General features: G+C 67.6%; 25 protein-coding genes. 19 read left to right on the top strand and 6 right to left on the bottom strand.

The genetic code is table 11. The features are described 5' to 3' along the window. Position 1: 1 nt before the first annotated feature. Positions 2–619, bottom strand: coding sequence for an NADPH-dependent FMN reductase (locus AX709_RS03925; RefSeq protein ID WP_231727408.1), 618 nt, complete (start codon positions 617–619; stop codon positions 2–4). Positions 620–923: 304 nt separating this feature from the next. Between AX709_RS03925 and AX709_RS03930 the strand changes: the two genes are divergently transcribed. After that, on the top strand, positions 924–1,886 hold the full coding sequence (locus AX709_RS03930; protein ID WP_156454144.1) for a helix-turn-helix domain-containing protein: 963 nt from the start codon (positions 924–926) through the stop codon (positions 1,884–1,886). Here the strand turns inward: AX709_RS03930 and AX709_RS03935 are convergent. From AX709_RS03935 to AX709_RS03945, 3 genes are all read right to left on the bottom strand, one after another. Continuing rightward, on the bottom strand, positions 1,874–2,689 hold the full coding sequence (locus AX709_RS03935) for a hypothetical protein (protein WP_066547010.1): 816 nt from the start codon (positions 2,687–2,689) through the stop codon (positions 1,874–1,876). The genes AX709_RS03930 and AX709_RS03935 overlap by 13 nt on opposite strands. Positions 2,690–2,799: 110 nt before the next feature. Then, complete coding sequence (locus tag AX709_RS03940; protein ID WP_197418956.1) at positions 2,800–3,723, bottom strand: AraC family transcriptional regulator; 924 nt, start codon at positions 3,721–3,723, stop codon at positions 2,800–2,802. 155 nt (positions 3,724–3,878) lie between these two features. Beyond that, positions 3,879–4,343: a hypothetical protein gene (locus AX709_RS03945; RefSeq protein WP_156454145.1), complete on the bottom strand. Its 465-nt coding sequence runs from the start codon at positions 4,341–4,343 to the stop codon at positions 3,879–3,881. A 323-nt stretch (positions 4,344–4,666) separates the two neighbouring features. On the opposite strand from AX709_RS03945, the gene AX709_RS03950 reads away from it, so the two are divergent. From AX709_RS03950 to AX709_RS03985, 8 genes are all read left to right on the top strand, one after another. Next, complete coding sequence (locus tag AX709_RS03950; RefSeq protein ID WP_066547026.1) at positions 4,667–5,686, top strand: hypothetical protein; 1,020 nt, start codon at positions 4,667–4,669, stop codon at positions 5,684–5,686. A 75-nt stretch (positions 5,687–5,761) separates the two neighbouring features. Then, positions 5,762–7,942, top strand: a complete 2,181-nt coding sequence (locus AX709_RS03955; protein WP_066547029.1) for a TonB-dependent receptor — start codon at positions 5,762–5,764, stop codon at positions 7,940–7,942. 22 nt (positions 7,943–7,964) lie between these two features. Then, the gene (locus AX709_RS03960; protein ID WP_197418954.1) at positions 7,965–8,525 is read left to right on the top strand and encodes a chlorite dismutase family protein; all 561 of its coding nucleotides are present in this window, start codon (positions 7,965–7,967) and stop codon (positions 8,523–8,525) included. A 100-nt stretch (positions 8,526–8,625) separates the two neighbouring features. Next, positions 8,626–10,014, top strand: coding sequence for an NAD(P)/FAD-dependent oxidoreductase (locus AX709_RS03965; protein ID WP_082731613.1), 1,389 nt, complete (start codon positions 8,626–8,628; stop codon positions 10,012–10,014). A gap of 51 nt (positions 10,015–10,065) precedes the next feature. Then, the gene (locus tag AX709_RS03970; RefSeq protein ID WP_231726154.1) at positions 10,066–10,950 is read left to right on the top strand and encodes a GNAT family N-acetyltransferase; all 885 of its coding nucleotides are present in this window, start codon (positions 10,066–10,068) and stop codon (positions 10,948–10,950) included. Positions 10,951–11,088: 138 nt separating this feature from the next. Further along, the gene (locus AX709_RS03975; RefSeq protein WP_066482179.1) at positions 11,089–11,556 is read left to right on the top strand and encodes a YHS domain-containing (seleno)protein; all 468 of its coding nucleotides are present in this window, start codon (positions 11,089–11,091) and stop codon (positions 11,554–11,556) included. A 41-nt stretch (positions 11,557–11,597) separates the two neighbouring features. Next, positions 11,598–12,086, top strand: a complete 489-nt coding sequence (locus tag AX709_RS03980; RefSeq protein WP_066482180.1) for a hypothetical protein — start codon at positions 11,598–11,600, stop codon at positions 12,084–12,086. Beyond that, positions 12,083–13,051, top strand: a complete 969-nt coding sequence (locus AX709_RS03985) for a YeeE/YedE thiosulfate transporter family protein (protein WP_066482183.1) — start codon at positions 12,083–12,085, stop codon at positions 13,049–13,051. Before AX709_RS03980 ends, AX709_RS03985 begins: the two co-directional genes overlap by 4 nt. Here AX709_RS03985 and AX709_RS03990 read toward each other — a convergent pair. Next, complete coding sequence (locus AX709_RS03990) at positions 13,048–13,842, bottom strand: lysophospholipid acyltransferase family protein (RefSeq protein ID WP_197419003.1); 795 nt, start codon at positions 13,840–13,842, stop codon at positions 13,048–13,050. The two genes, AX709_RS03985 and AX709_RS03990, sit on opposite strands and share 4 nt — an antisense overlap. A gap of 134 nt (positions 13,843–13,976) precedes the next feature. Between AX709_RS03990 and AX709_RS03995 the strand changes: the two genes are divergently transcribed. Continuing rightward, a complete protein-coding gene (locus AX709_RS03995) occupies positions 13,977–14,852 on the top strand; it encodes a LysR family transcriptional regulator (RefSeq protein WP_066482195.1) in 876 nt (291 codons plus the stop codon). A 13-nt stretch (positions 14,853–14,865) separates the two neighbouring features. Here AX709_RS03995 and AX709_RS04000 read toward each other — a convergent pair whose 3' ends face one another. Next, complete coding sequence (locus AX709_RS04000) at positions 14,866–15,507, bottom strand: peroxiredoxin-like family protein (RefSeq protein ID WP_066482197.1); 642 nt, start codon at positions 15,505–15,507, stop codon at positions 14,866–14,868. A gap of 187 nt (positions 15,508–15,694) precedes the next feature. Between AX709_RS04000 and AX709_RS04005 the strand changes: the two genes are divergently transcribed. The 9 genes from AX709_RS04005 to gyrB all read left to right on the top strand — a co-directional run bounded on the left by AX709_RS04005 (position 15,695) and on the right by gyrB (position 25,926). Continuing rightward, positions 15,695–16,300 (top strand): DedA family protein, encoded by a 606-nt coding sequence (locus tag AX709_RS04005; RefSeq protein WP_197419002.1) that lies wholly within the window; start codon positions 15,695–15,697, stop codon positions 16,298–16,300. After that, a complete protein-coding gene (locus tag AX709_RS04010; RefSeq protein WP_066547038.1) occupies positions 16,297–17,133 on the top strand; it encodes a helix-turn-helix transcriptional regulator in 837 nt (278 codons plus the stop codon). The genes AX709_RS04005 and AX709_RS04010 overlap by 4 nt, the downstream gene beginning before the upstream one ends. A gap of 17 nt (positions 17,134–17,150) precedes the next feature. Then, positions 17,151–18,458, top strand: coding sequence for a hypothetical protein (locus tag AX709_RS04015; protein WP_066547044.1), 1,308 nt, complete (start codon positions 17,151–17,153; stop codon positions 18,456–18,458). Then, complete coding sequence (locus AX709_RS04020) at positions 18,455–19,264, top strand: alpha/beta fold hydrolase (protein WP_066547047.1); 810 nt, start codon at positions 18,455–18,457, stop codon at positions 19,262–19,264. Before AX709_RS04015 ends, AX709_RS04020 begins: the two co-directional genes overlap by 4 nt. Then, a complete protein-coding gene (locus tag AX709_RS04025) occupies positions 19,261–20,355 on the top strand; it encodes a hypothetical protein (RefSeq protein ID WP_066547050.1) in 1,095 nt (364 codons plus the stop codon). Before AX709_RS04020 ends, AX709_RS04025 begins: the two co-directional genes overlap by 4 nt. Then, entirely contained in the window at positions 20,352–21,446 is a 1,095-nt protein-coding gene (locus tag AX709_RS04030) for a serine hydrolase domain-containing protein (protein ID WP_066547052.1), read from the top strand. Before AX709_RS04025 ends, AX709_RS04030 begins: the two co-directional genes overlap by 4 nt. Positions 21,447–21,499: 53 nt before the next feature. After that, complete coding sequence (locus tag AX709_RS04035) at positions 21,500–22,732, top strand: NAD(P)/FAD-dependent oxidoreductase (RefSeq protein ID WP_066547055.1); 1,233 nt, start codon at positions 21,500–21,502, stop codon at positions 22,730–22,732. Further along, positions 22,729–23,301, top strand: a complete 573-nt coding sequence (locus AX709_RS04040; protein ID WP_066547057.1) for a uracil-DNA glycosylase family protein — start codon at positions 22,729–22,731, stop codon at positions 23,299–23,301. Before AX709_RS04035 ends, AX709_RS04040 begins: the two co-directional genes overlap by 4 nt. Positions 23,302–23,415: 114 nt before the next feature. Then, the gene (gyrB, locus tag AX709_RS04045; protein WP_066547059.1) at positions 23,416–25,926 is read left to right on the top strand and encodes a DNA topoisomerase (ATP-hydrolyzing) subunit B; all 2,511 of its coding nucleotides are present in this window, start codon (positions 23,416–23,418) and stop codon (positions 25,924–25,926) included. The last annotated feature ends 11 nt before the right edge of the window (positions 25,927–25,937 follow it).

A 25,937-nucleotide genomic window follows, 5' to 3' on the forward strand; every position in this document is an offset into this window, starting at 1 on the left:
GTCAGTAGGGCGGCGCCTGGACCGCACGCTGGCTGCGCGCGGCATTGGCCCACCATTCAAGGTCATCGGCGAAGCGCGGAAATGTTGCTTCGAGCGCGGCGCCGCCGTCGCCCATCGGCTTGCCCGCGGCATCGAGCGCCCCGGTGATCCCGCCCACCGTCACCGTGCTGGAAATCACCACCATACCCATTTCGGACAGGGTGCCGTGCCAGACGAGTCCGGCACGTGCACCCGCCAGTCGTCCCGCCGAATAGCTGATGATCGCGGCGGGTCGCCAGAACCATTCCTCGAGGAAATGGTCGGTCAGGTTCTTCAATCCGGGCTGGACACCCCAATTATATTCTCCAACGACGAAAACAAAACCATCGGCATCGCGGATCTGTCCGGCCAGTTCGGCCATCGCCGGCGGGGCGGTGCCGGGCGCATATTCCTTGTGCATCCGGTCGAGCATCGGCAGGCCGACCGCCTGCGCGTCGACCAGCCGGCTGTCATGGCCACGCGCCGCAAAGCGGTCGACCGCATAGCGCGCGAGGCGGATGCCCGCGCGATCCGATCGATAGGAACCGTAGAAAGTCAGTAGCTTGAGCGGTTTCATCGTCGCGGTGCCCCCGGGGTTCATCAGGCGGGTCGATCGGTCGGGTGTCCTCCCCTGTCCGTCCCAACCCGCCTGCCATCGGATCGATCCCGACCGATGTCTTGCAGCAAACTGCCACGGCGACCGAGACCGAAAACCGACGATGGCGGAGCTGCGGCGATCGTCCCGCATTCGCACGACTCGGCGCTCGGAGTCGCTCGGGCGGCCGCCTCGCGCAATTTGATACCATACAGCCGCGGGGCCAGTCGGTTTAGACATGGGCCATGGGGTATGCAGCCATCGCTTCGCCGCTTCGGGACACCACCGGCGCATCCCCGGGGGAACAGATTTGGCGACGTCGCGCAGTCAGTTAGGCGGTGGCCACCTCAATCCGTTGCAATGGCGCGGGTTCGAGGCGAGCACGGGCGTCATCGATTTCGGTCCGCATCACCTCGACCGCGCCATCATCCAGCAATGGACCGGCAGCGATGCGGAGATGCGCCAGCCCGCGCTCGACCATCACCTGTTCGTGCTCCATCAGGGCGGGCCCAAACGCGTGGTGCGAAAGGGGGCCGGCCAGACCCGGGACGAGATCGTCGCGCTGAACAGCTGCACCACCGTCGAAAGCGGCAGCAGCTATCACTGGAACACCGAGGGCCCGATCGCCTTTGCCCATATCTATGTGCGCCCCGACCGGTTCGGCGAGATGGTCGGGGAAGCGTTCAATCGCGATCCGGCAAATGTCCGGCTCGCCGAACGCATCGGCCAATATGACCCGCTGACCGCCAACCTGTTCAACGCGGTGCTGGCGGCCCGCGATCAGCCGGACTGGAGTGCGCTGGCGGAACCCTATCTGGACGCGCTGATCGTGCGGCTCGCCTCGCTCGCCACCCAGGGCGGCAGCTTCGTGCCGCCGCCCCGGCTGACGCTGGCCCCGCACACGGTGCGCCGCGTGCGCGAATATATCATGGCCAACCTGGCCAACCGGATCACGCTGGATGATCTGGCGATGGTGGCTGGCTATAGCCGTTATCATTTCGTCCGGGCGTTCCGGATCAGCGCCGGCTACCCGCCCTATGCGTATCTGATCCGGCAGCGCATCGAACATGCCTGTGCACTGCTTGCCGGCGGCGACCTGCCGATCGCGGAGGTCGCGGTGCAATCGGGCTTTTCGTCGCACGCACAGTTTTCGACGCGGTTCAGGGAGGTGATGGGCATCTCCCCGGTCGAATATCGACGCCACCGGGGCTGGCGTGCGCCAGACCCCGGCGACCCGGCCGCTGATGTCGCTGTGGACGATCAGAAGCCCTGAACGAGCTGGAAGATGAAGCGTTCGCGGAAGGAATTGTCCGGATCGGTCAGCGGGATCTCGATCCCCGCCAGCGCGAACAGGTTGCCGCCCAGATGCGTGCGCACGCCGGGGGTGATGCTGACATAACTGCCCGGGCCGCTGAGCGATTCACGCCAATTGCCCGAGATGTACCAGGTCAGATCGCCGAGTGGTGCCTTGTCATGATCGGTAAAGGTCTGGCCGATCGCGAAGTTGAGCGCGAAGCTCTCATCCACGCCCGAATCCGGAAATGCGTACGACACGCGGCCGCGGAGCGCGAAACCGCTCCCGACGTCGGTCCAGAAATTGAGCTGGGGTTCGGCCGCGAAGACACCGCCACCGACGTCGCGCGACCCGACCGGGATACGCCAGCCGACGCCGGCATTGACGGAGAGGTTACGGTTTTCGAGCAACATCACCTGGGTGGTGATCGTCGCGTCGCCGACATCGGATTCCCCCCCAACGTCGCGATAGAAGGGCAGTTCGGTGCCGATCCAAAACCGCCGCGACAGCGGATAGTTGAAGCGCGCCAGCACCTCGTGCGTTTCCGCGGTCGCGTCGGTGTAGGAATAAGCGAGATGCGCTTCACGCGTGAAAAAGCCGTCCGCGGTCGCCAGCCAGCCCTGCCGGGGCGCACCGCTGTCACCATTGGGCACCGGAATCCACGGCGCGGTCAGTTCGCCGAAAAAGTCCTTCGTCAGCGGCGTCCATTCCTCCGACTGGGCGAATGCGGGTGTCGCACCCCCCAGGCCGGCGATGACGGCGGCCATTGCAAGATATTTCATTGTTGAGCTCCCGATAAACTGGGTGACCCAACCGATTTATGCTGCGCAGCAAACCATGTATTTCGTGCAATGTCGCAATTATCAAAATCGTGCGTCGGCCGGTCTCCGCGTCAGGAGAGCACGACCCGCCGGTAGCGACCGGGCGGCATTCCCATCGCCTTGCTGAACGCAGCGGTGAAATGCGCCTGGCTGGAAAAGCCGCACGACAGGGCAAGTTGTGCAAGCGGCACTTCGCCGGCGGCGAGCATCCGGCAGGCCTCGCTCAACCGGCGATGGCAGACGAACTGATAGGGCGTCTGGCCGGTTGCGCGCTTGAACACCCGCGCAAAATGGAAGATCGAAAGCCCGGCGACGCGCGCCAGGTCGGTCAGCGCGATGTCGCGTGACAGGTTCGCCTCGATAAACTCGATCACCCGGTTGAGCCGGAGCGGCGTCAGGTAGATGCGATCGGCCTCCGCAACGCGATGCGCCGCATCCTGACGGATCATCGTCGCCGCGATCGCGCGCACGATGCCGTCGAGCATGACATCGGCCGCGAAACCCGGCGTTCGTACCTCCCCGACCAGGAAACGCACGAGCTGCGCGAGCCGCGCATTGGGCTCGGTGTGGATCGGCTCGAGTTCCGTCGTGCCCATTTCGGCAGCCGCGCTGCCCAGCAGGCTGCTCGGAAACGAGATCAGCAACGCCGCCTGTTCAGGCGGGCATTCGACGATCGATTCATAGCCGTGCGGGATGAAACTGATGTCGTCGCGGCGCAGCGGCGCGCGCACCCATTTGCCGCCTTCAAAGCGATCATACTGACCGCTTCCGTTCAGGTTCATCGCGAGCAGATCATAGTCGTCGCGCTTCATCACGGCGCGAGCCCGCGCCTCCCCTTCGACGTTGACGGCGATGTGGCGCACCACCGTGATCGTCGATGAAGAAGCACTCAGCAATTCCGCCTTCGGCGGCCCCGAAAAGCGGATTGAATCATAACATGTCTTACCGGTCGCGCCGCCGTAACGCAGCACGTTGCCAGGATCCGCGCGTTCCATGCGGTCCTCCATTCAACGGCGCAGAACCGGGCAACCCTCACCCGTTACGCCGTGGAAACAAGATATCCTGACGACGCCGACGCTTCAACGCGGCAGCGATGCCGGTGCCCAGAAAAGGGCAAAATGGCAAAACCGTGAAAAGGTCGTGCCCGCGATCAATTCATCTTTGCGGGGATCACGGCGGGCGATAGTCGAAGGAGCATCATCGGCCGCAGATGAAAGGTCGACAGCCCTGCGACGACGAACGGCATCGACATGACGAGCGCGTGCGTCGTGTCCCGGTCCGATGGGCAAAGCAATTCCAGTTCGGTCCCCGCCGTATTGCATAAAGCCAAGATAAACTGGCCTCTCCGGCACCAGTCGAGCAACGTCGCCCGCTCTGCCTCGTCGTAGAAGGCGACCTCGTCCGGCGAAGGATTCTCGATCAGCCGCAAGGTCACGAGGGTCAGGTCCGGGGGGATTTCCACCGGCTGCGGGTGCTCCAGGTCCTGAAAGAACAGCCGTCGCCAGGGCATCGCGCGCACCTTCCAAAGCAAGAACATACCGGCGTGGCGACCACCCGGCCTTTCGCGATATTGCGTCGTCCGGCTTGGTTTTAGCGGAATTTGCTGCGCGATCACGCGGCAAGTTCGCGCAAAAGCGGTGCCAATGCGAAAGCCCCGCGGTCGCCGGCTCTCTAATCATGCGTCAGTGGCACCGATCGAGTCGGGCCGCGAACCAACGAATCGATCGAAGGATAGGGACATCATGCCAAGAGTTTTCACCCGTCAGCTGTGTGCGTTTGCCAGCGTCGGTGCCGTCGCCTTGGGCGCGATCAGCCCCGCCGCCGCCGAAGTCGTGGTCCGTGGCAAGGAAGGCAAGCCGCTCGACGAAATCCGTCAGGCGCCGGGCTCGATCTACCCCGATCTGCGCACCATCGTCGCGCAGCCCTCCCCCCTCGGAGGTGAAGCCCGAATATCTGGGCCCGGTGGTGATGCTGAAGTCAGCGCATATCGACCTGGAAAAGGGCACGGCCACCCTTCCGCTGCGCAAGGGCAAGCTGAAGAACGGCACCCCGGTGTGGTTCATCATCACCGACACGACCGACGAAAACCTCTCGAACCTGCACGGCGTCAACTATGCGCCGAAGATGGCCTATGGCCTGACGGGTCGCGGCGCTCGCCGCGCGACCATCGAAAAGGACGGGTCGTTCACCTTTGAAAGCGGCAGCGTCGATTTCAAGCCGGTGCTGGGCGTCACGCCCGGACCCGCCAACGCCCCGTTCCCGCCGGCCAAATTCCAGCCGGGATCGGTCGGTGACGCGACCTATACGCCGATGGTCTATGTCGAAAACTCGGCCAAATCGGTGATCCTGAACGCGCCGGTGGTCAGCCAGGCCAGCGAAGCCGAACTGAACGCGATGTGCGCAGGCAATGTCGATCACAGCAAGGTGCACGACAAGGTCGTCGCCATCTGTCCGCGTGACGAGACCGTGACGCTGTCGATGACGCTGGGTTTCACCTTCGACAAGCCGATCCAGTATCTCTCGACCGAAGCCAACAACCCGCTGGTCGCCGCGCTGGAGAATGCGACGTTCGCGCCTGCACTCGAAGACCTGCCCTTCGCGCTCGAGGACGCATCGCCCGGCGAGTCGGCCGAGCGCATCGTCGTCGTCGTCAACGGCCCGACCGGCCTCGACAACCCGCATCGCCAGGGCCTGGTCAGCGCCCTGACCGACGGTCGGGGACCGCTCAACATTCTGGGCGGCATCCCGACGATCAATCTCGACTATTCGCCGATGTGGCGGCTGTTCCCCGCCGTCTGGACCGACGAAGCGATCAAGAAGGGCTATCGCTATCGCATGACGAGCGCGCTGCAGGCGGCCGAAATGTCGACGCGCGGCTACCTCAAGAGCCTTGACGGCGGTGATTTCCGCGCGGTCGGCTTCGTCGTCAACTGCCCCGTCGTGTACCGCATCAACTAACCCGGACACGACACTCCCAGCGGGGCGGCTTTCCCCCGGGCCGCCCCGCACCCCCCCTTTTTGTAGCGAGTACCGATGCCTGCACCCGCCACGTTGCGTCTCAGCGCGGCGCTTATCGTCGCGGGCATCTCCGCTCCGACGGTCGCGCTTGCCCGGCCCGGACAGGATGTCGTGCCGCCCCCGCCACCTGCCGAGGCGGCGGTGCCGACCGAGGACGCGGCACCGCCACAAGTCACAGACATGGACGACATGATGTCGACCGATGCACTGGAGACGATGGCGATCGACGAGGTGCCGCCCGACATCATCGTCACCGGCATGCGCACCAAGTCGCGCCGCGCCGATGTCGCGTCCGGGTCGACGCTGACGGCGGACGCGCTGGCGCGCAACGTCCGCGCGACGATCGGCGAGACGCTGGCACGGCTGCCCGGCGTGTCGTCCGCTTCCTTCGGCCCCGGCGCGTCGCGACCAACGTTGCGCGGCTTCAATGGCGAGCGCGCGCGACTGCTGATCGACGGGATCGGCAGCCTGGACGTGTCCAACACCAGCCCCGACCACGCGGTGGCGATCAATCCGATCGTCTCGGAACGCATCGAAATCCTGCGCGGGCCGACCGCGCTGCTCTATGCGTCGGGATCGACCGGCGGCGTGGTCAACAGCGTCACCAACCGCATTCCCCGCCGCCTGCCCGAGGGCGTCGACGGCGTGGTCAAGGCCGGCTTCGCCAGCGCGGCCAATGAACGCAGCATTGCGGCGGCGGTGAATGTCGGGGTCGGATCGAACATCGTGCTCCATGCCGATGGCCAGTTCCTGCGATCCGGGTTGCTCGAAACCGGCGGCTTCATCCTGGGTCCGACCCAGCGGGCCCAGGCGCTTGCGTCACCCGACCCGGCGGTGCGCGCGCTGGCCGATCTGGCCGGCGACCTGCCCAGTTCGGCCGCACGCACCTTCGAGATCGCGGGCGGCGCCTCGATCATCCTGCCGACGGGCCAGGTCGGCATTTCATTCGGCACGTTCGAAAGCGAATATGGCCTGCCCACCCGATTCTCGCTCGAGCCCGATGGCGCAGTGCTGGATTCGCGGATCGAGCTGGACCAGCAGCGCTTCGACCTGCGCTTCGAGTTCGACGGGCCGGCGGGGATCGAGACGATCCGCGGCCGCTTCGGCTATGCCGACTATGCGCATGACGAGATCCTGACCGACGACACGGTAACCGCCACCTTCCTGAACACGGCGTATGAGGGCCGGGTCGAAGCGGCCCTGGCCCCGATCGGCGCCTGGCAACCGACCTTCGGGGCCGTCCTATACCAGCGAAATTTCAGCGTCGTCGGCCCCGCACCACTGCTGCCGCCAAACCGGACATCGCAATTTGCTGCATTCATGCTGCACAGCATTTCGCTCGGCGAATGGCGGCTGGAGGGCTCCGCCCGCTACGAGCGGATCGAGGTCGAGGCCGACCGGGACGACATCCTGCGCAACCCCGTTTTCGATCGCGGCTATGACGCGGTTTCCTTTGCTGCGGGCGTCAATCGCCGCTTCGGCGTCTGGAACGTCGCGTTCAACGCCAATTACAGCCAACGCGCACCGGTGGTCGAGGAACTGCTGACCCAGGGCATCGACCCCGGCACTCAAGGCACGCTGCTCGGCAACACCGCGCTCGACCTGGAACGCAGCTATGGCGGCGAACTGATCGTGCGGCACGAGACCCCGAACTGGGCGCTGGGCGGCACGCTCCATTACACCGACTTTTCGAGCGCCATCTTCGCACGCGAGACGGGTGAGATCATCGACAACCTGCCCGTATTCAGCTTTGACCAGGTCGGCGCGACCTTCTGGGGCTTCGAGCTTGAGGGGCGCGTGCGCCTCGCCCGGTTCGCCGACTGGACGCTGATGCTCGATGGGCTGGCCGACTACAACCGCGCCACCCTGGCCGATGGCTCACCCTTTCCGCGCATCCCGCCCTTTCGCGCGCTGGGTGCGATCGGCGGCGAGAGCGGTACGCTCAGCCTGCGCGCCGAGCTCGAATATGTCGCGGCGCAGCGACGGCTGTCGCCGTTCGAGACGCCGACCGACGACTATGCGACCGTCAACCTGACCATGACGTGGCGGCCGGTTCCGACACGGCCCGAGCTCGCCTTTCAGCTCAGCGCCGACAATCTGTTCGATGCGACCGGGCGGCGCCACGCGAGCCTGCTCAAGGACTTCGCCCCAATCGCGGGCCGCGATATCCGGGCGAGCGTACGTTTCGGGTTCTGAAGATGACTGCGCGGAGATTGCAATGAGCGAGCCGAACGGAGCCACGCCGATGCGGCGGCAATTCTATGGCAGCGACGACGGGGCGTGGCGTGTATCGCGCCAGGTCGCCATCGTGGGGAGCGATGTCGACCGGGTGAGCCATATCGCGCAGCATCCGCCCGCCGCCTGGACGTGGATGCTTGCCGGGACGACCAGCAACCTGCGCTATACCACGCGCGAGGAACGTTCGGCGCTCGCCGCGCCGTTCGCGGGGCAGGAACCCGCGCCGAGCGACCGTGCGGTGCTGATCCCCATCCGCAAGTCCGCCGAATGGTGGGCGCTGGCGCAGGACGAGCGGCTCGCCATCTATCGTCGTGGACGCCACACGCCGATCGGGCTCGACCACCTGCCGCGCGTGCGCCGAACGCTGTTCCATTGCCGCGAACTGGGGGGCCCGTTCGATTTCCTGACCTGGTTCGAATTCGACCAGGGGTATGATGCCGGCTTTCAGGGGCTGCTCGACGCGTTGCGCGCGAGCGAGGAATGGGCGTTTGTCGAACGCGAGGTCGAATTCTGGCTGGAGCCCGAGCCGCGTTATGCATGATGTTGATGCGTGATCGGCATTTCCGTTCGCAGGTGCGGTAGAAGAAGCTTCACCGCGCGCGGCGTTGCCACGCACATCAAGCGGTCGGGAACCCCTAGCCATGCAGCGTCAGGTCATCGAACACACCAGCGTCGCCCCCGCACCGGCAGGCGAAACCGTCATCGCCGACCGGAAAGGTCCGGACCGCCGACCCCACATCGTCATCGTCGGCGCGGGCTTTGGCGGTCTGTCGCTGGTACGCAGCCTGCGCCGGACCGATGCGCGGATCACCGTGATCGACCGCCAGAACTACCACCTGTTCCAGCCCTTGCTCTATCAGGTCGCCACCGCCGGCCTGTCCCCCGCCGACATCGCCGCGCCGATCCGCAGCATCCTGTCCGACCAGCCCAATGCGCGTGTGTTGCTCGACGAGGTCACGGGCGTCGACAAGTCCGCCCGGCACGTCCTGCTGCGCCAGGGCGCACCGGTCAGCTATGACTATCTGGTCATCGGCACCGGCGCGCGCCACAGCTATTTCGGCCGCGACGAATGGGGCGATCTCGCGCCCGGGCTCAAGACCATCGACGACGCCACCCGGTTGCGACGATCGATCCTGCTGGCGCTGGAGCGCGCTGAGAACCTGCCCCCCGGCCCCGATCGCGACCGTGAGCTGACCTTTGTCATGATCGGCGGGGGGCCGACCGGCGTCGAAATGGCTGGCGCAGTCGCCGAGCTGACCCGCCACGCGCTGGGCAACGATTTCCGTGCGGTGATGCAGTCGAAGCCACGCATCCTGCTCATCGAAAGCGGCCCGCGGGTGCTCGGCACCTTTCCGGAGGCGCTGTCGGACTGCGCGCGCCGTTCGCTAGAGGGACTGGGCGTCGAGCTGCGCTTCGGCGCACCGGTGACCCGGATCGACGCGCAGGGGGTCGAGGTGGGCGGCGAGCGGATCGATTCGGCCTGTGTGATCTGGTGTGCCGGAGTGATGGCATCGCCCGCCGCGCAATGGCTGGGCGCCGAGACCGCCGACCGATCGGGCCGGGTCAAGGTCGAACCCGACCTGAGCCTGGCCGGGCATGACGACATCTTTCTGATCGGCGACGTCGCTGCGTGCCCCCAGGCCGACGGACGTCCGCAGCCGGGCGTCGCGCCCGCCGCCAAGCAGATGGGCGAGCATGTCGCCCGCACGCTCGCCGCCCGCATCGCGGGCCGGACAGACCAGCTGCCGCCGCCCTTCGCGTACCGGAATCTGGGCAACCTCGCCACGATCGGCCGGCACCGCGCGGTCGCCGATTTCGGCCGTTTCCAGCTGCGCGGTACGATCGCCTGGCTGTTCTGGTGCATCGCGCACATTTATTTCCTGGTCGGGTTTCGCAACCGCATCGTCGTCGGCGCGAACTGGCTGTGGCACTATGTCACGTTCAACCGCGGGGCGCGGCTGATCACCGGCGGCGATCCAGCGGCATCGCCGCCCCGCCCGGCCCCGCGCGGGGAGGATGCGGTCGCGTGACGCGCACCAGATGCAGCAATATCCTACCAGACTGAGGCGGGCGGCGAATCGATGCTGAGGGGAATGGGCACGATGGGCGGAACATGGCCGGGCAGCTGCCCGCGGATCGAGGACGCCGAGATCGATCCGGCGCAGCTGACTCACCACGCGGGCACGCTGGAGGTGCGGCTCGCGGCGGGGGTCGACATCGTCCGTGCCCAGGCGCTGCGCCACGCGATCTTCGTCGAGGAGATGGGCGCACGGCCGACGGGCGGGTCGTCGGCGGGCGGCGCATCGCTCGACCGCGATCATTATGACGAGTTTTGCGACCATCTGGTCGTGATCGACCATGCGCTGCCCGGATTGCCGGTGGTCGGCACCTATCGGCTGCTGCGCGAGCGGGTGGCGATGCAGGTCGGCGGCTTCTATTCGGCGGGCGAATACGACCTCGAACCGCTGCTGCGGCACGGGCTGGCGGCAGGAATGGGCACGCAGCTGCTCGAACTCGGCCGATCGTGCGTCGCGCCGGCCTATCGCAACCACGCGACGATCAGCCTGTTGTGGCGCGCGATCGCCGCCTATCTGGAGGCGCACCGGATCGGCTTCCTGTTCGGATGTGCCTCCTTTGGCGGCACTGATCCGCGCGTGCACGCCGACAGCCTCGCCTATCTGAAACGCTTTCACCTGGCCGCCGCGGAGATCCGCGTGCGCACGCTGGCGCACCATCATGTCGAAATGGACGAGGGCGCGGTGACCGGCGACCTGACCGGGCGGGAATTGCCGCCGCTGATCAAGGGCTATCTGCGCGTCGGTGCCAAGGTTGGCGACGGCGCGTTCATCGACCATGACTTCAACACGGTCGACGTGTTCATGGTCATGCCCGTCGAGCATATCGTTGGCCGCTATGGGCGCCGCTTCGGCCTGGTCCAGCCGCCACGGCCCCCGCATGGCGGCTGAGCGCCCCGACCGGTTACATGCCGATTGCGCATCGAAAGCATAGGAACCCGGCATTTCCGTCATCGTCCCATCAGGTCCAAATGACGGATGCCGAAGGCGTGCCGCACGCCTTCCCCGAATTGGATGATGGAGATTGTTATGCGCCGTTTCACCCGCTCGCTCGTCATGATCGCCGGCAGCCTGGCGTTCACCGCCGGCCTGCCCGCCGCGGCCTGGGCAAAGACCGAGCCCGTCTATACCGGCCTGCTCGATAACGTCGCCGTGTCGGGCTACGACCCCGTCGCCTATTTCACCGCAGGCAAGCCGGTGAAGGGCGATGCCAAGTTCAAGACCAGCTACAAGGGTGCCGAGTTCCGCTTTGCCAGTGCCGAGAATCTGGCGAAGTTCAAGGCGAACCCCGCCGCCTATGCCCCGCAATATGGCGGCTACTGCGCCTGGGCGGTGAGCCAGGGCTATACCGCGTCGGGTGACCCGAAGGTGTGGAAGGTCGTCAACGGCAAGCTCTATCTGAACTACAACGCCGAGGTCGGCGAGCGCTGGTCGAAGAATATCCCCGGCCACATCAAGGCCGCCGACGGCAACTGGCCGAAACTGCTCGCCAAGTAACCGCTGGCGTCACGCTCACCGCATTTTGAGGGAAATGTCCGATGTCGATCCTTCGCCGCATTCAGCCGATCTTCGTGCTGTTCATCGCCTTCGTGTTCATCCAGTCGCTGTTCTTCAAGTTCACCAACTCGCCTGAGACGGTGCACATCTTCGGGACGCTGGATGCATGGGCCACGGGCCTCGGCTTTCCCGGCCTGTTCGCGCCGTCGGGCATCTTCTCCCAATATGTGATCGGTTCGGCCGAACTGGTCGCGAGCCTGATCCTGCTCGCCAGCCTGATCCCGGCGCTGCGCGGCCTGCGTCCCTTCGGGGCGCTGATGGCGATGGGCGTGATTTCCGGCGCAATCGTCTTTCACCTGTTCACCCCGCTCGGCGTGTCGGTCCCCAATGCCGACGGGACGCAGGATGGCGGGCTGCTGTTCGGGCTGGCTTGCCTGGTGTGGATTTCGTCCGCGATCCTCATCCTGGTCAACCGCGACCGGCTTCTCGCACTGGTCGGCGGCGGCAAGGGCAAGACCAGCTTCGCGTGAACGGGGCGTCGCCGGTCATCCTGGCACTTTCGGCGGCGAGCGGCCTGGCCTTTGGCTATGCCGCTCGCCGTGGCAGCATCTGCATCGTCCGCGGGATCGAGGGCGTCTTCGATGGACGGTCGCCGCGCCTGTTCCTCTCCTTCTTCCGCTGCAGCCTGTGGGTCATCGCGATCAGCGTTCCGATCCTGTGGCTTGATCCCGATGCACATCTTTCCGCCATCTATTTCCCGACGCTGACCGCCGCGCTGGCCGGGATGGCGTTCGGCGCGGGCGCCGCGATCAACGGCGGCTGCTCGTTCGGGACCATCATCCGGCTCGGCGCCGGCGATTTCAGCTATCTTGCGACGTTGCTCGGCATGCTCGGCGGCTTTCAGGCGGCCGCGTTCACGCACGGCGTCGTCTCGGCACCCCGACCGATGGGGCGCAGCCTGCTCGAGACGATGGGCACGACGGCGGTCATCGTCCTGGTCATCGCCTGGGTCTTCGTCGTGCATGAGCTGGTGCGCGGGCGGACGCGGCGCGGCGACGGGGGCGACTGGTCGCCCGAGGGCGCAGCAGCGGTGATGGGCGTGACCGGCGGCCTGCTTTATGCGCTCCACGGCAGCTGGGCCTACACGATCGTCCTGCAACGCGGGGCGGAGACGATGCGCGCCGGCGGCATCGCCGATTTCGACCTGTTGCTGATCTCGCTTGCGAGCGTCGGCGGCGCGATGTTCGCGGCGTGGCGCACCGATGCGTTCGTTCCGCGGCTCAACGGTCGTGAGTTGCCCCAGCGACTGGTTGGCGGGTTCGTCATGGGCATCGGCACCGCCTGGATCCCCGGCGGCAACGATGCGCTCGTCCTGCACGGCTTTCCCGGCCTGTCGCCGCACGCGCCGGTCGCCTATCTGGCGCTGATCGCGGGCGCCAGCCTGATGCTCGCCCTGCCGCGCTGGATCGAGCGGCGAATGGCGGCGATGCGCTAGGATTGCTGGCCGAGATGGTGGTTGAGCGTGGCGGCGATGACCGTCCGGCAACGATCGGCCAGCCGCTTGCGATCACCGTCGGCGGGCTCGGGCGGATGCAGCACGATCCGGCAGTGCAACCGTCCGCGCGCGATCATCATCAGGAAATGCGGCAGGAATTCCTTGTCGCCGTCCCACGCCACCGCTTCCAGCTCGCCCGGTTCCCAGGCGCGCGGCGGACCAGGCGAGTAACACAGCGTCACCGGCTGCACCGCGCCGCCCGCCGCGGCGAACAGCGTCGACCGAAACGGCAGGACTCGGCGGCCGTTCGACGTCGTCCCCTCGGGAAACAACACGACCGGCCCGCGGCGCAGCGCCGCCGCGAGCTGTGCGATCTGGTCGCGCGCCGCGCCGCGCGCGCCACGCGCCACGAACAGGGTCGGGTTGAGCGCGGCGAGCCATCCCAGCAGCGGCCAGCCTCGGACGTCCGATTTGGCGACGAAGGTCGCATCGATCGTCGCGCCGAGCACGAGGATGTCGGTCCACGACATATGGTTGGCGACCACCAGCGGTGCTGCACCCGCTGCCGACAAACGCCCGACCACGTCGCGACGGATGCCGAGCGCGGCGCACAGCATCCGGTGGAACAGCCGCGCGATCGGCGACGGTCGTCCCCGCGTTGCGGCGAGCCACAGCAGCTGGGGTACCAGCAGCATGGCGATGCCGACGAGGACGGTGACGACGAAGCGCACGATCCGCAACGCGGCGACGATCCGGCGGACGGCCCCGGCGCCCGGCACGCCCGCGTTCACGATTTCGCATTCGCGCGCAGTTTTTGATCCTTGCTCAATCCGCCCCCGCATCGCCACAAACGAATCGCAATCGCGTCCAATGCGTGGCACCGAGAGGCGGAGAGTGGCCGTTGCCGCACTGGGTGATTCTGAACATGGAGATGCATCAGGTCCGCTATTTCCTTGCCGTCGCGCGCACCCTCAATTTCACGCGCGCGGCGGACGAATGCAATGTGACGCAGCCGTCGCTGACCCGTGCGGTGCAAAAGCTTGAAGACGAGCTCGGCGGACTGCTGTTCCGTCGCGAACGATCGCTGACTCATCTGACCGATCTGGGCCGCATGATGCTGCCGCATCTGGAACGGACGTTCGAGGCCGCACAGGCCGCCAAGGCGCTGGCGCAGGGGCTCAACAAGGCGCAGGTCGCGCCGCTGTCGCTGGGGGTGGCGCATTCCGCATCCTGCCCGGCGCTGAGCGAAGTCATCCGGTCGGTCGCCGACAGCCTGCCCGGTTTCGAGCTGAGCATGACCACGGGCCATTCCGGCGACCTGATCGATCAGGCGATGAAGGGCGAGCTTGACCTGCTGCTCGTCGAAGCGCCCGATGGCGGGCCGGAACGGCTGGAGGCATGGCGGCTGTTCATCCAGACCTATCGCATGATCACCGCCCCCGACCACCGGCTGGCGCGCAGCCATGAGGTGCCGATCGGTGAGCTTGCGTCGGAGATCTGGGTGGATTGCGGCGGTGACGGCGCGGCCCGGCTGCGCGCGCAGGCCGCGCTCGCCGGCTTTACCCCTGATTTTCGCCATCGCACGAACCATTACGACCAGACGCTGGTGATGGTGCGCGGTGGGCTGGGCAGCGCTTTGATGGTCACCCCCGGGGTGGACGAGCGGCTGGGCGTGCTGTCCATCCTGGATGCCGACATGATGGCGCCGGTGGTGCTGGCGGGGATTGCCGGACGCAAGCGATCGCCCGCGGCCGATGCGTTCGTGCGTGCCGCGCGCGCACGGGCATGGCCCGACCGCTGACTTGCGCCGGCGCCTAGAGCGCCGCCAGGACGGAAAGCACGTCCGACGGATCGGCCCGCTTGCGGAAATCGGGATCGAGAAACGCATAGCGCACGATCTTGTCCGGGGTCAGCACGAAGGTCGCGGGGACCGGCAGAAGCCCATTGTCGGTGCCGTAGATTTCCGAAAGATCGAGGCCGCAGTCGAGGTAGCGGCGGCGAAGATCGGCCTCGCAGTGAAAGGCGAGCCCGGCCATGAGCGCAAGGCCGTGATCGATGTCGCACAACACGAGCGCCCCAGGTCCCAGAATGTCGCCGAGCACCTTTGCGCGCCCGCCCACTTCCGCCGCGATCGAAACGAAGCGCGCGCCAAGCCCGGCGAGATCGGCCTCGTGCGTGCGCCACGTCGCAAGCTCGCTGCGGCAATAGGGACACCAGCCGCCGCGATTGAAGCTGAGCACCAGCGGGCCATTGGCGACCATCGTGTCGAGCGAGTGAAAGCGGCCGTTGATGTCGGGCAGGACAAAATCGACGAATCGATCGCCCGGCCTGGGCGCCAGCTCGCCGACGCCCAGGCCCCGCAATCGCGCGACGAAGGCGTCATAGATCGGCATCCAGTCCTCAAGGGTCTGGCTGCATTCGACCAGCTTGTCGCGAAGAGTCGGGGGCTGAGCCATGTCGGCCCTATGCCCGCGAAACCGGGTCCGACGGAAGGGGGCAGCGCGCATCAGTTCGATAGGCGGCGCGTATCGCCGCCGGGGATGCAATGCACACCGGCTATCGAACCAATCGCAACCAGGCATTTCTCGCGGCTCGCGCGCTCCGCCACAAGGATGTGCCGATCCGGCCATGTGGAGCGAGACGATGGAACCGAGCTACGCGCTTGCCGATATGCTGACCGCGGTCGCGACGCAGCCGGTTCCGCTGGTCGTGACCATCCTGATCGCGACCTTCCTGCTCGAGGACGTCGCGGTCGTCACCGTCGCGCTGCTCGCATCCCAGATGGTGCTGGACCCCGGCATCGCTATTGCGGCGCTGCTGGCCGGAACGATCCTGGGCGACGTGGTCCTTTATGTCGCCGCACGCTGGTTCGGAGGCTTTGGGCCGATCGCGCGCCTGCTCGCCCAGCCGCTCGTCCAGTCGGCGCTCGCCTGGATCAGCCGAAACGCCCTGCCGATCGTCATCCTCGCGCGCTTTGCGCCGGGTTTTCGCCTGCCGGTCTATCTCGCCGCCGGCGCGGTCCGCATGCCGATCAAGCCCTTCCTTGCCGCGGTGATCGGCACTGCCCTGCTGTGGACGCCGCTACTCTTCGTGATCTCCTCCAAGCTTGGGATGCAGGGCGTCGGCCGCTTCGGCGGGCTCGGCTGGGGCATCGCGATCGGCGTCGTCGTGCTGATCGCCGCGTCGCCCGCACTCCTGCGTCGCTGGCTTCGCCCGGCGGCTGCGCTGCCGACCGATGCCGCATCATGAAGGGCGAATATGCGATCTTCCGCTTCGACGCCGACCTTGCCGTCGAGCATGTCCACGCCTTTTACCGCAAGCACCGCTTCCCGCCGCACAGCCACGCCGATTACCTGGTCGGGCTGACCACCGAAGGCACCGAGGACTTTGTCCAGGCCGGCCAGCCCGGCAGGTCGGTGGCAGGCAGCCTGCGCACGATCAACCCCGGGGTCGTGCACGAAGGCGGCAGCCTGCCCGGAAAGGGGTGGGGCTATCGCGCGCTGTTCCTCCCGCCCGAGCGGATGCGCCGGGCAATCGCCGCGGCGGGGCAAAGCGGCCTGCCGATCCTGGCCGGCCCGGTAATCACCAACGACGATGTCGCGCGCGCCTTCACCCGGCTCTCCGAGACATTGGTGTCGACCGCCGATGCGGCCGACCGCGAAGCCGCGCTGACTGATTTTCTTGCGCTGCTGGTCGAACATGCCATCCTGGGTGCCGGTGCCACGGCGCAGAGCGTCGAACGCGAGGCCGTGCGCCGCGTGCGCGAGCATTTGATGACGGAGGCGAACAAGCGCGTGACCCTGGAGCAACTCGTCGAGATCGCCGGGATCAGCAAATTCCACCTGATCCGGGTCTTTCGCGCGGAAACCGGCCTGACGCCGTGGCAATTCCAGACCCAGGCGCGGATCGACATGGCCAGGCGGCTGCTCGCGATCGGCGAGCCGGCGAGCCAGGTCGCCGCCGCGTGCGGCTTCGTTGATCAAAGCCACCTTACGCGACGCTTCCGGCGTATTGTCGGCACGACGCCCGCCGCCTACCGCGGGGGCATCCGCAGCGGCCTGAACAATCAGGTCGTGGCGTGAGCGACGGCGGGACTGCTATGACCGGAACAAGATTCAGCACACCGCGCGGGCTGGCCGTATCGACGCACGATCCCGAGGTCGCTGCCCTGCTGCACGCCTTTGAAGAAGAACTGCTCGGCTATGGTCAGGGCGCGGCGATCGTCTTCACCGCGATCGCGCGTGACCCTGAATGCGCGATCGCCCAGGCCTATGGCGCGGCCGCGCACCTGTTCGCGCTGACCCGGGCGGCGATTGCGCGCGCCCGGCCCTATCTGGACGGTGCCCGGGCCGGCCGGGCGGACAGCGCACGCGAACGTGGCGTCATCGCCGCCATCCTGGCATGGGGCAACGGGCAGCCGCAGCTGGCGATTGCCCGGCTGACCGTGGTGCTCGACGACGAGCCGCGCGATCTGTTCGCCGCCAAGCTGCTGCAATATCTGCAATTCGCCAGCGGTCGTTCCGCCGATATGCTGCGCACCGCGACGATGCTGGTGCGTCACCACGAACTCGACGGCCGCGTCCACGCGATGCACGCCTTCGCGCTCGGCGAGACCGGCGATGCGCGCGGCGCCGAGCGCGCGGCCCGGCGCGGCATCGCCCTCACTGACGATCCATGGGCGCACCATGCGCTGGCCCATGCCTTCGATGCCATGGGCCGTGCGCGTGACGGCGTCGACTGGCTCGAGAGCCATGCGGCCGCCTGGGCGGACTGCTCGTCCTTTCTCTACACCCACAATTGGTGGCACGCCGCGCTGTTTCACCTCGAGCTGGGCGACATGGCGCGCGCGATCGAGCTGTACGATGCGCGCGTGTGGGCGCGACGGCACGATTACTGTCAGGACCAGATCAACGCGGTTGCGCTGCTTGCGCGGCTCGAGCTGGCCGGCGGCGACGTCGGCGACCGCTGGGCGGAGCTGGCGCGCGAAATCGCACCGTTTGCGGGCGACGCGGTCGATGGCTTCCTGGACCTCCATTACGCCTATGCGCTGGCACGCAGCGACGCAGGCGACGCCCTCGGCGATCTGATCGCGGCGGCCGATGCCCATGCGGGACGGGCCGAAGCGCCGTGGCGCATGATGATGCCCGACGCGCTGGCCGGGATGATCGCGCACGCGACCGGCGACTATCCGCGCGCGGCGAGGCGCCTGGGCCATGTGCACGACCAGCTGCACCTGGCGGGCGGCAGCGTCGTCCAGCGCGACCTGTTCGCACGCATCGCTGTCGACGCGCTGTTGCGCAGCGGGGACATAGCGGGCGCGCGCGCGCTGGCCCGGCGCGCCGCACCGGCCGTACGGCGATGCCATGCCCGGCTGATCGTGGACACGGCCGACACGCTGGCGGCATGAAAGCGCGCGCCGTACCGCTGGCACTCGCCGCGGTCGGGCTGGCGGGCAGCGCGGACAAGCCGGCCGGGCCCGCCGCCGTGACGCGCGAAAGCTATATCACCGCCGCGCCGCCGGGTTGGCGGATCAGCATGTTGCGCGGCGGCACGCCGGGCGGACGGCGGGTGATCTTCATCCACGGCACCCCGGGCGATGCGGCGGGCTGGCGCGCGACCGTCGAAAGCGCGCCGGCGGGGTTCGAATATCTGGCGATCGACCGGCCCGGCTTTGGTCAGTCGCAGCCAGCGGATGCGGTCGTCACGCTCGCCGCGCATGCCGATGCGATCGCCCCGCTGCTCGTGGCGCGCAACGGCCATTGGCCAATCCTGGTCGGCCATTCCTATGGCGGGCCCGTTGCGGCCGCGGCGGCGGCGCGAATGCCGGAACGCGTCGGCGGGGTGATCCTGCTCGCCGCCGCGCTCGATCCGAGACAGGAAAAGGTGCACCCCGCACAATGGGTCGGCGAATGGCTGACGCTCAAGGGATTGCTGCCGCGCATGCTGGCCAATGCCAATCGCGAGCTGCTGGCGCTGAAGCACGAGCTGATCGCGCTGGCCCCGCGACTGGACGAAGTACGCCAGCCGGTGACGATCATTCACGGCACCGCCGATGTACAGGTGCCCTATGCCAACGTGCCCTACATGACCGCGCGCTTCACCGCCGCGCACCCGTTGCGCGTCATCCGCCTCGACCGCCAGGACCATTTCCTGCCCTGGAAGCACCCCCGCGTCATCGCGCGCGAAATCGCGATCATGGCGCGCGCGACATGATGACGGGCAGCCCCGCCATGCCGCCGCTCGATCCGGCGCCGGTGGTTTCGCGCTTCGAGTTCTGGCCGGCGTGGCGTTTCTATCCGCCGGTCTGGGCGTGGCTGGTCCTGCTGGCGATCCGGCACCGCGGGCTGCGCCTACCGCTGCTCGCCAATCCGAGCTTTCCGGCGGGCGGGCTGGTCGGCGAATCGAAGAGCCAAATCCTCGACCTCGTCGGTGGCGACGCGCGGCAATGGGTCGCGCCCTATATCGCGTTCGACCGGGGCGAAGACGATGCCGCGACGGCGGCCGCACGTGCCCGCGCGGCCATGACTGCGGCGGGCCTCAGCCTGCCGGTCGTCGCCAAGCCCGATCTGGGCTGCCGCGGCGCAGGCGTGCGGCCGGTGCGCGATGTCGATCAACTGGTCGCCTATCTCGCCGCGTTTCCCGCCGGGCACCGGCTGCTCTTGCAGCAGATGGTCGATGTCGAGGGCGAAGCCGGCGTATTCTACGTCCGTCCGCCGGGTGCGGCGCAGGGGCACATTTTCTCGCTGACGCTCAAGCATTTTCCGCATGTCGTCGGCGACGGGCGGTCGACGCTGCGCGCGCTGATCCTTGCCGATCCACGCGCCGGCCCGCTCCACCACCTCTATTTCCACCGCCATCCCGATCGCCTCGACCTGGTCGTCGCGGCGGGCGAGCGCGTGCGGCTGGCCTTTGCCGGCAGCCACAGCCGCGGCGCGATCTTTCGCGATGGCGCGCGCCATATCACGCCCGAGCTCACTGCACGCTTCGACCAGATCGCGCGCGCCATTCCCGAATTCCATTTCGGCCGCTTCGACGTGCGCTTCGGCGATTTCGCGGCATTCCAGCGCGGCGAAGGGTTCCGCATCGTCGAGGTCAACGGCGCGGGGGCGGAGGCGACGCACATCTGGGACAGCCGGATGCGGCTGCGCGACGCCTATCGCGTGCTGTTCACCCAGTTCCGGTGGCTGTTCGCGATCGGCGCAGCGAACCGGCGGCGGGGTTTCCGGCCCGACCGGTGGCGCGACTTCATCCGGCTGTGGCAACTGGAACGGCGGCTCGTCCGGCTCTATCCACCGACCGCATGATCCGTCCCGAGCCACCGCCCGCCGGTTTCGACCCGACCGACTGGAAGGCGCCCGCGACGCAAGCCTGGGCATTTCGCCACACCGACGCGTTCCTGCCGCATCGCATCGTGCCCGCCGCCGTCCGGCCGCGTGCGCTGCCGCGGGCGATCCGGCCCGATCCGCCCGGCTGGGCCACAATGATCGCGCCCGCCGATGCCAGCGCGGTGATCGCGGTGACCGACGGTGTCGTCCATCACGAGGAATATCGTCCGCCGATGCGTGTCGACGACCGGCATATGCTGTTTTCGGTCACGAAGTCGGTTTTCGGCCTGATCGCCCGCATCCTGATCGACCAGGGCGCGGTTACGGAGGCGCGTCGGGTGGTCGACTATCTGCCCGACTTTCGCGGCACCGCCTTTGCCGACGCGACGCTGGGCGCTTTGCTGGCGATGCGCGACGGGGTCGCGTTCGACGAAAGCTATGCCGATCCGCGCGGCGAGATTCATCGCTACTCCAGCCATTACTGGCGCGATGCCCCCGGCGGCACGCGCGCGGCGCTGAAAACGATCGGGCGGCGTGCCCCGATCGACGGATTCGCCTATCGCACCCCGGTCGCCGACATGATCGGCTGGGTGCTGCGCGCGGCGACGGGGGCGCGGCTCGGCGATCTGCTCGGCGAGCTGTTATGGGTGCCGATCGGCGCGGCGCATCCCGCCCACCTCATCCTCGACACCGCAGGCGACGAGATCGCCGGCACCGGGCTGAACGCCGTGCCCGAGGATCTGGCGCGCCTTGCCGCGATGCTGAGCGCGGGCGGTGGCGTCGGCACCCGCCAGGTGATGGCGGAGGCGAGCGTCGCCCGGATGTTCGGCCCCGTCCAGGCGATCGGCGACGACGCCGAGCGGCGCGGCTGGGGCTATCGCGACCTGTGGTGGCAGCAGGGCGACGGCGTGATCGGCGCGATCGGCGTGCACGGCCAGAGACTGCTGATCGACGCGCGGACCGGCACGGCGATGGTCAAGACCGCGTGGCGGCCGTCCCCGTCGAACGACGGCACCCACGCGCTTCACCGGGAGATGCTGCGCATGCTTGGCAGCGCAGTTACGGGATAGACCGTCGCACGGGGGTCCGCCAAAGGACCGCGAGCAGGAATGAGGATGACGGGATGGCGGACAGGTTCGACGTGGTGATCGTCGGCGCGGGGCATGGCGGGGCACAGGCCGCGATCGTCCTGCGCCAGCGCGGCTTTGCCGGGACGATCGCGCTGGTCGGCGACGAGCCCGAGCTGCCCTATGAACGCCCCCCGCTCAGCAAGGACTATCTGGCGGGCGACAAGCCGTTCGAGCGCATGCTGATCCGCCCGGCCGGCTTTTGGGCCGAGCGCGCGGTCATGCTGCTGCCCGGTACCGAGGTGACCGCGGTCGATCCGGATGCGCGGCGGCTGGACACCGCGGGCGGCGCGACGATCGGTTATGGCGACCTGATCTGGGCGACCGGCGGTCGGGCGCGACGCATCGCATGCCCCGGCCACGCGCTGAGCGGCGTCCATTGCGTGCGCGACCGCGCCGATGCCGACCGGATGATCGCGGAACTGCCCGGGGTACGCGACGTGGTGGTGATCGGCGGCGGCTATATCGGGCTGGAGGCGGCAGCCGTGCTGACCAAGCTCGGGCGGGCGGTGACCGTGGTCGAGGCACAGGACCGCGTGCTGGCCCGCGTCGCCGGCCCCGACCTGTCGCGCTTTTACGAGGCCGAACACCGCGCGCACGGCGTCGACATCCGCCTGTCGAGCGCGGTCGCGGCGATCGAGGGCGATGAAGGCCGGGTCAGCGGCGTGCGGCTGACCGACGGCACGGTGCTGCCCGCGCAGATGGTGATCGTCGGCATCGGCATCGTCCCCGCCGTCGCGCCGTTGCTGGCGGCGGGCGCGGCGGGGGGCAACGGCGTCGATGTCGACGCCCAATGCCGCACCTCGCTGCCCCACATCTATGCGATCGGAGATTGCGCACACCATGCCAATCCCTATGCCGGCGGGGCGATGATCCGGCTGGAATCGGTCCAGAACGCGCACGACCAGGCCAATGTCGCGGTCCAGTCGATCCTGGGCGAGCCCGCGCATTACGATGCGGTACCGTGGTTCTGGTCCAACCAGTACGACCTCAAGCTCCAGACCGTCGGATTGTCGGCGGGACATGACGCGACCGTGCTGCGCGGCGACCCCGCGGCGCGGCAGTTCGCAGTCCTCTATCTGCGCGAGGGCCGGGTGATCGCGCTCGACTGCGTCAATGCGACGCGCGACTATGTCCAGGGCCGCGCGCTGGTGACGACGCGCGCGCGGATCGACCCCGAGCGGCTCGCCGACACGACCGTGCCGCTGAAGGAACTCATCCGGGAATGAGCGGCGAACTGGCGGCGCGGATTGCCGGGTGCACGCACTGTGCCCGGCATCTGCCGCATCCGCCGCGCCCGGTGGTCCGCTTCAGCCCGACCGCGCGGTTGCTGATCATCGGCCAGGCCCCCGGGGCCCGCGTCCACGCGAGCGGCGTGCCCTGGGACGATGCGAGCGGCGAACGGCTGTGCGAATGGACCGGGCTGGAACCGGCCACGCTGCGGGATCCGGCACGCGTCGCGCTGGTGCCGATGGGCTTCTGCTATCCCGGCAAGGGCGCGGGGGCCGATCTGCCGCCGCGCCCCGAATGCGCGCCGCTGTGGCACGATGCGGTGCTCGCGGTGCTGCCCGCGGACCGGCTGACTTTGCTGGTCGGCAGCCATGCGCAGGCGCGCTATCTGCCGCGCAGCCCGGGAATGTCGATGACGGACCGTGTGCGGGAGGCCCACCGCTGGGGCCCGGACGTGATCGCGCTACCACATCCATCCTGGCGGAGCGCCGGCTGGATGGCGCGCAATCCCTGGTTTGCCGAGAGGGTACTGCCTCGACTGCAAGCACGCGTCCGCCAATTCGTCTGAGGCGCCGCGGCAGTCGGGAAGACGGCCCCGGGGTGCGCACGCACCCATCCTCGGGCCGGCCTGCGACGGTGCATTTTGCTTTCCCTGACCCCCGCCACTCCCTATATCCTCGCTATGGCAACCGACCCCAATTCCAATGATTATGGCGCAGATTCGATCAAGGTCCTTAAAGGCCTCGACGCGGTGCGCAAACGCCCCGGCATGTATATCGGCGACACCGATGACGGCTCCGGCCTGCACCACATGGTGTTCGAGGTTTCCGACAACGCGATCGACGAAGCGCTGGCCGGTCATTGCGACCGCATCGACATCACGCTGAACCCCGACGGATCAGTCAGCGTCGAGGATAATGGCCGCGGCATCCCGACCGGCATCCACCCGGAGGAAGGCGTGTCGGCGGCAGAGGTCATCATGACCCAGCTGCACGCAGGCGGAAAGTTCGAGAACACGTCGGACACCAACGCATACAAAGTATCGGGCGGGCTGCACGGCGTCGGCGTCAGCGTCGTCAACGCGCTGTCCGAATGGCTCGACCTCACCATCTGGCGCGACGGCCAGGAACATTACATGCGGTTCGCGTTCGGCGATGCGGTGGCGCCGCTCAAGGTGGTCGGCCCGGCGCCCGCCGGAAAGAAGGGCACGCGCGTCACCTTCCTGCCCAGCCCCGCCACCTTCAAGATCACCGAGTTCGATTTCGACAAGCTCGAGCACCGCTATCGCGAGCTCGCCTTCCTCAATTCGGGCGTGCGGCTGTTCCTCAACGACGCCCGGCACGAGGAGCGCCGGCAGATCGAGCTGTTCTATGAGGGCGGGATCGCCGCGTTCGTCAAATATCTCGATCGCAACAAGCAGCCCCTGATGCCCGAGCCGGTGGCGATCAACGGCCATCGCGACGATGTCGGCATCGACGTCGCGCTCGAATGGAACGACAGCTATTACGAAAATGTCCTAGCCTTCACCAACAACATCCCCCAGCGCGACGGCGGCACGCATCTGGCGGCATTCCGCGCGGCGCTGACCCGCACGCTCAACAATTATGCCGACAAGTCGGGGATGCTGAAGAAGGAAAAGGTCAGCCTGACCGGCGACGACATGCGCGAGGGGCTGACCGCGATCGTTTCGGTCAAGCTGCCGGATCCGAAGTTTTCCAGCCAGACCAAGGACAAGCTGGTCTCCTCCGAAGTCCGGCAGCCGCTCGAAAGCCTGATGGCCGACAAGCTCGCCGAATGGCTGGAGGAAAACCCCGCCCATGCCCGTGCGATCATCCAGAAGGTGATCGACGCCGCCGCCGCGCGCGAAGCCGCCAAGCGGGCACGCGAACTGACCCGGCGCAAGGGCGCGATGGATATCGCCAGCCTGCCCGGCAAGCTGGCCGATTGCCAAGAGCGCGATCCCGCCAAGTCGGAACTGTTCCTGGTCGAGGGCGATTCGGCGGGCGGCAGCGCCAAACAGGGCCGCGACCGGCATTTCCAGGCGATCCTGCCGCTCAGGGGCAAGATCCTGAACGTCGAGCGCGCGCGCTTTGACCGGATGCTGTCGAGCCGCGAGATCGGCACGCTGATCCAGGCAATGGGCACCGGCATCGGCCGCGACGATTTCAACATCGCCAAGCTGCGCTATCACAAGATCGTGATCATGACCGACGCCGATGTCGACGGCGCGCATATCCGCACGCTGCTGCTCACCTTCTTCTATCGCCAGATGCCCGAGATCATCGAGAACGGGCACCTCTTCATCGCGCAGCCGCCATTGTACAAGGCCACGAAAGGCCGCTCCGAAGTCTATCTGAAGGACGATGCCGCGCTCGACGCCTATCTGGTCGAAGCAGGCGTGGCGGCCAACGCGCTCGATACCGCCGCGGGCGCGCGCCGCACCGGCGCCGATCTGCGCGCGCTGGTCGATCATGCACGACGGATGCGCACGCTGATGCGCTATGTCCCGCGTCGCTATGATCCGGTGATCGTCGAGACGCTGGCGCTGACCGGCGCGCTCGACCCCGAAGCGCCGCGCGCCGAACGCGCGTCACGCGCCGATCCGGTGGCGCGCGCGCTCGAGCTGAGCGATCGCGAGGCGCGCTGGTCGGTCGAAGTCACCGGCGAAGGCGGCTATCATTTCCGCCGGCTGTGGCGCGGCGTCACCGATCATCACATCATCGAGCCCGCCTTCGTCGCCTCCGCCGAAGCGCGCAAGCTGCACGCGCTGGCGAGCGAGGAAGTCGCCAGCTACCAGGGTCTGGCGCGGCTGGTGCCGCTGAAGAACGCCGCCGTCGACGCCGCCGCGTCGGGCGAGGCGGAGGCCGGTGGCGCGGACGAGAATGGCGACGAACCCGCCGCGTTGGGCAAGGGCGAATCGCTCGTGTCGCGCCCCTCCGAACTGCTCGCCGCGATCTTGGCGGCGGGGCGCAAGGGACTGTCGATCCAGCGCTACAAGGGACTGGGCGAAATGAACGCCGAGCAGTTGTGGGAAACCACGCTCGATCCCCAGAACCGCGCGATGCTGCGCGTGACCGTCGACCAGGCCGATGTCGCGGACGAGATTTTCACCCGCCTGATGGGCGATGTGGTCGAACCGCGCCGCGAATTCATCCAGGAAAACGCACTGAGCGTCGCTAATCTAGACGTGTGAGCCGGGTCCGG

It is taken from the genome of Sphingomonas sp. CCH15-F11 (assembly GCF_001557005.1).
Lineage (GTDB): Bacteria > Pseudomonadota > Alphaproteobacteria > Sphingomonadales > Sphingomonadaceae > Sphingomonas.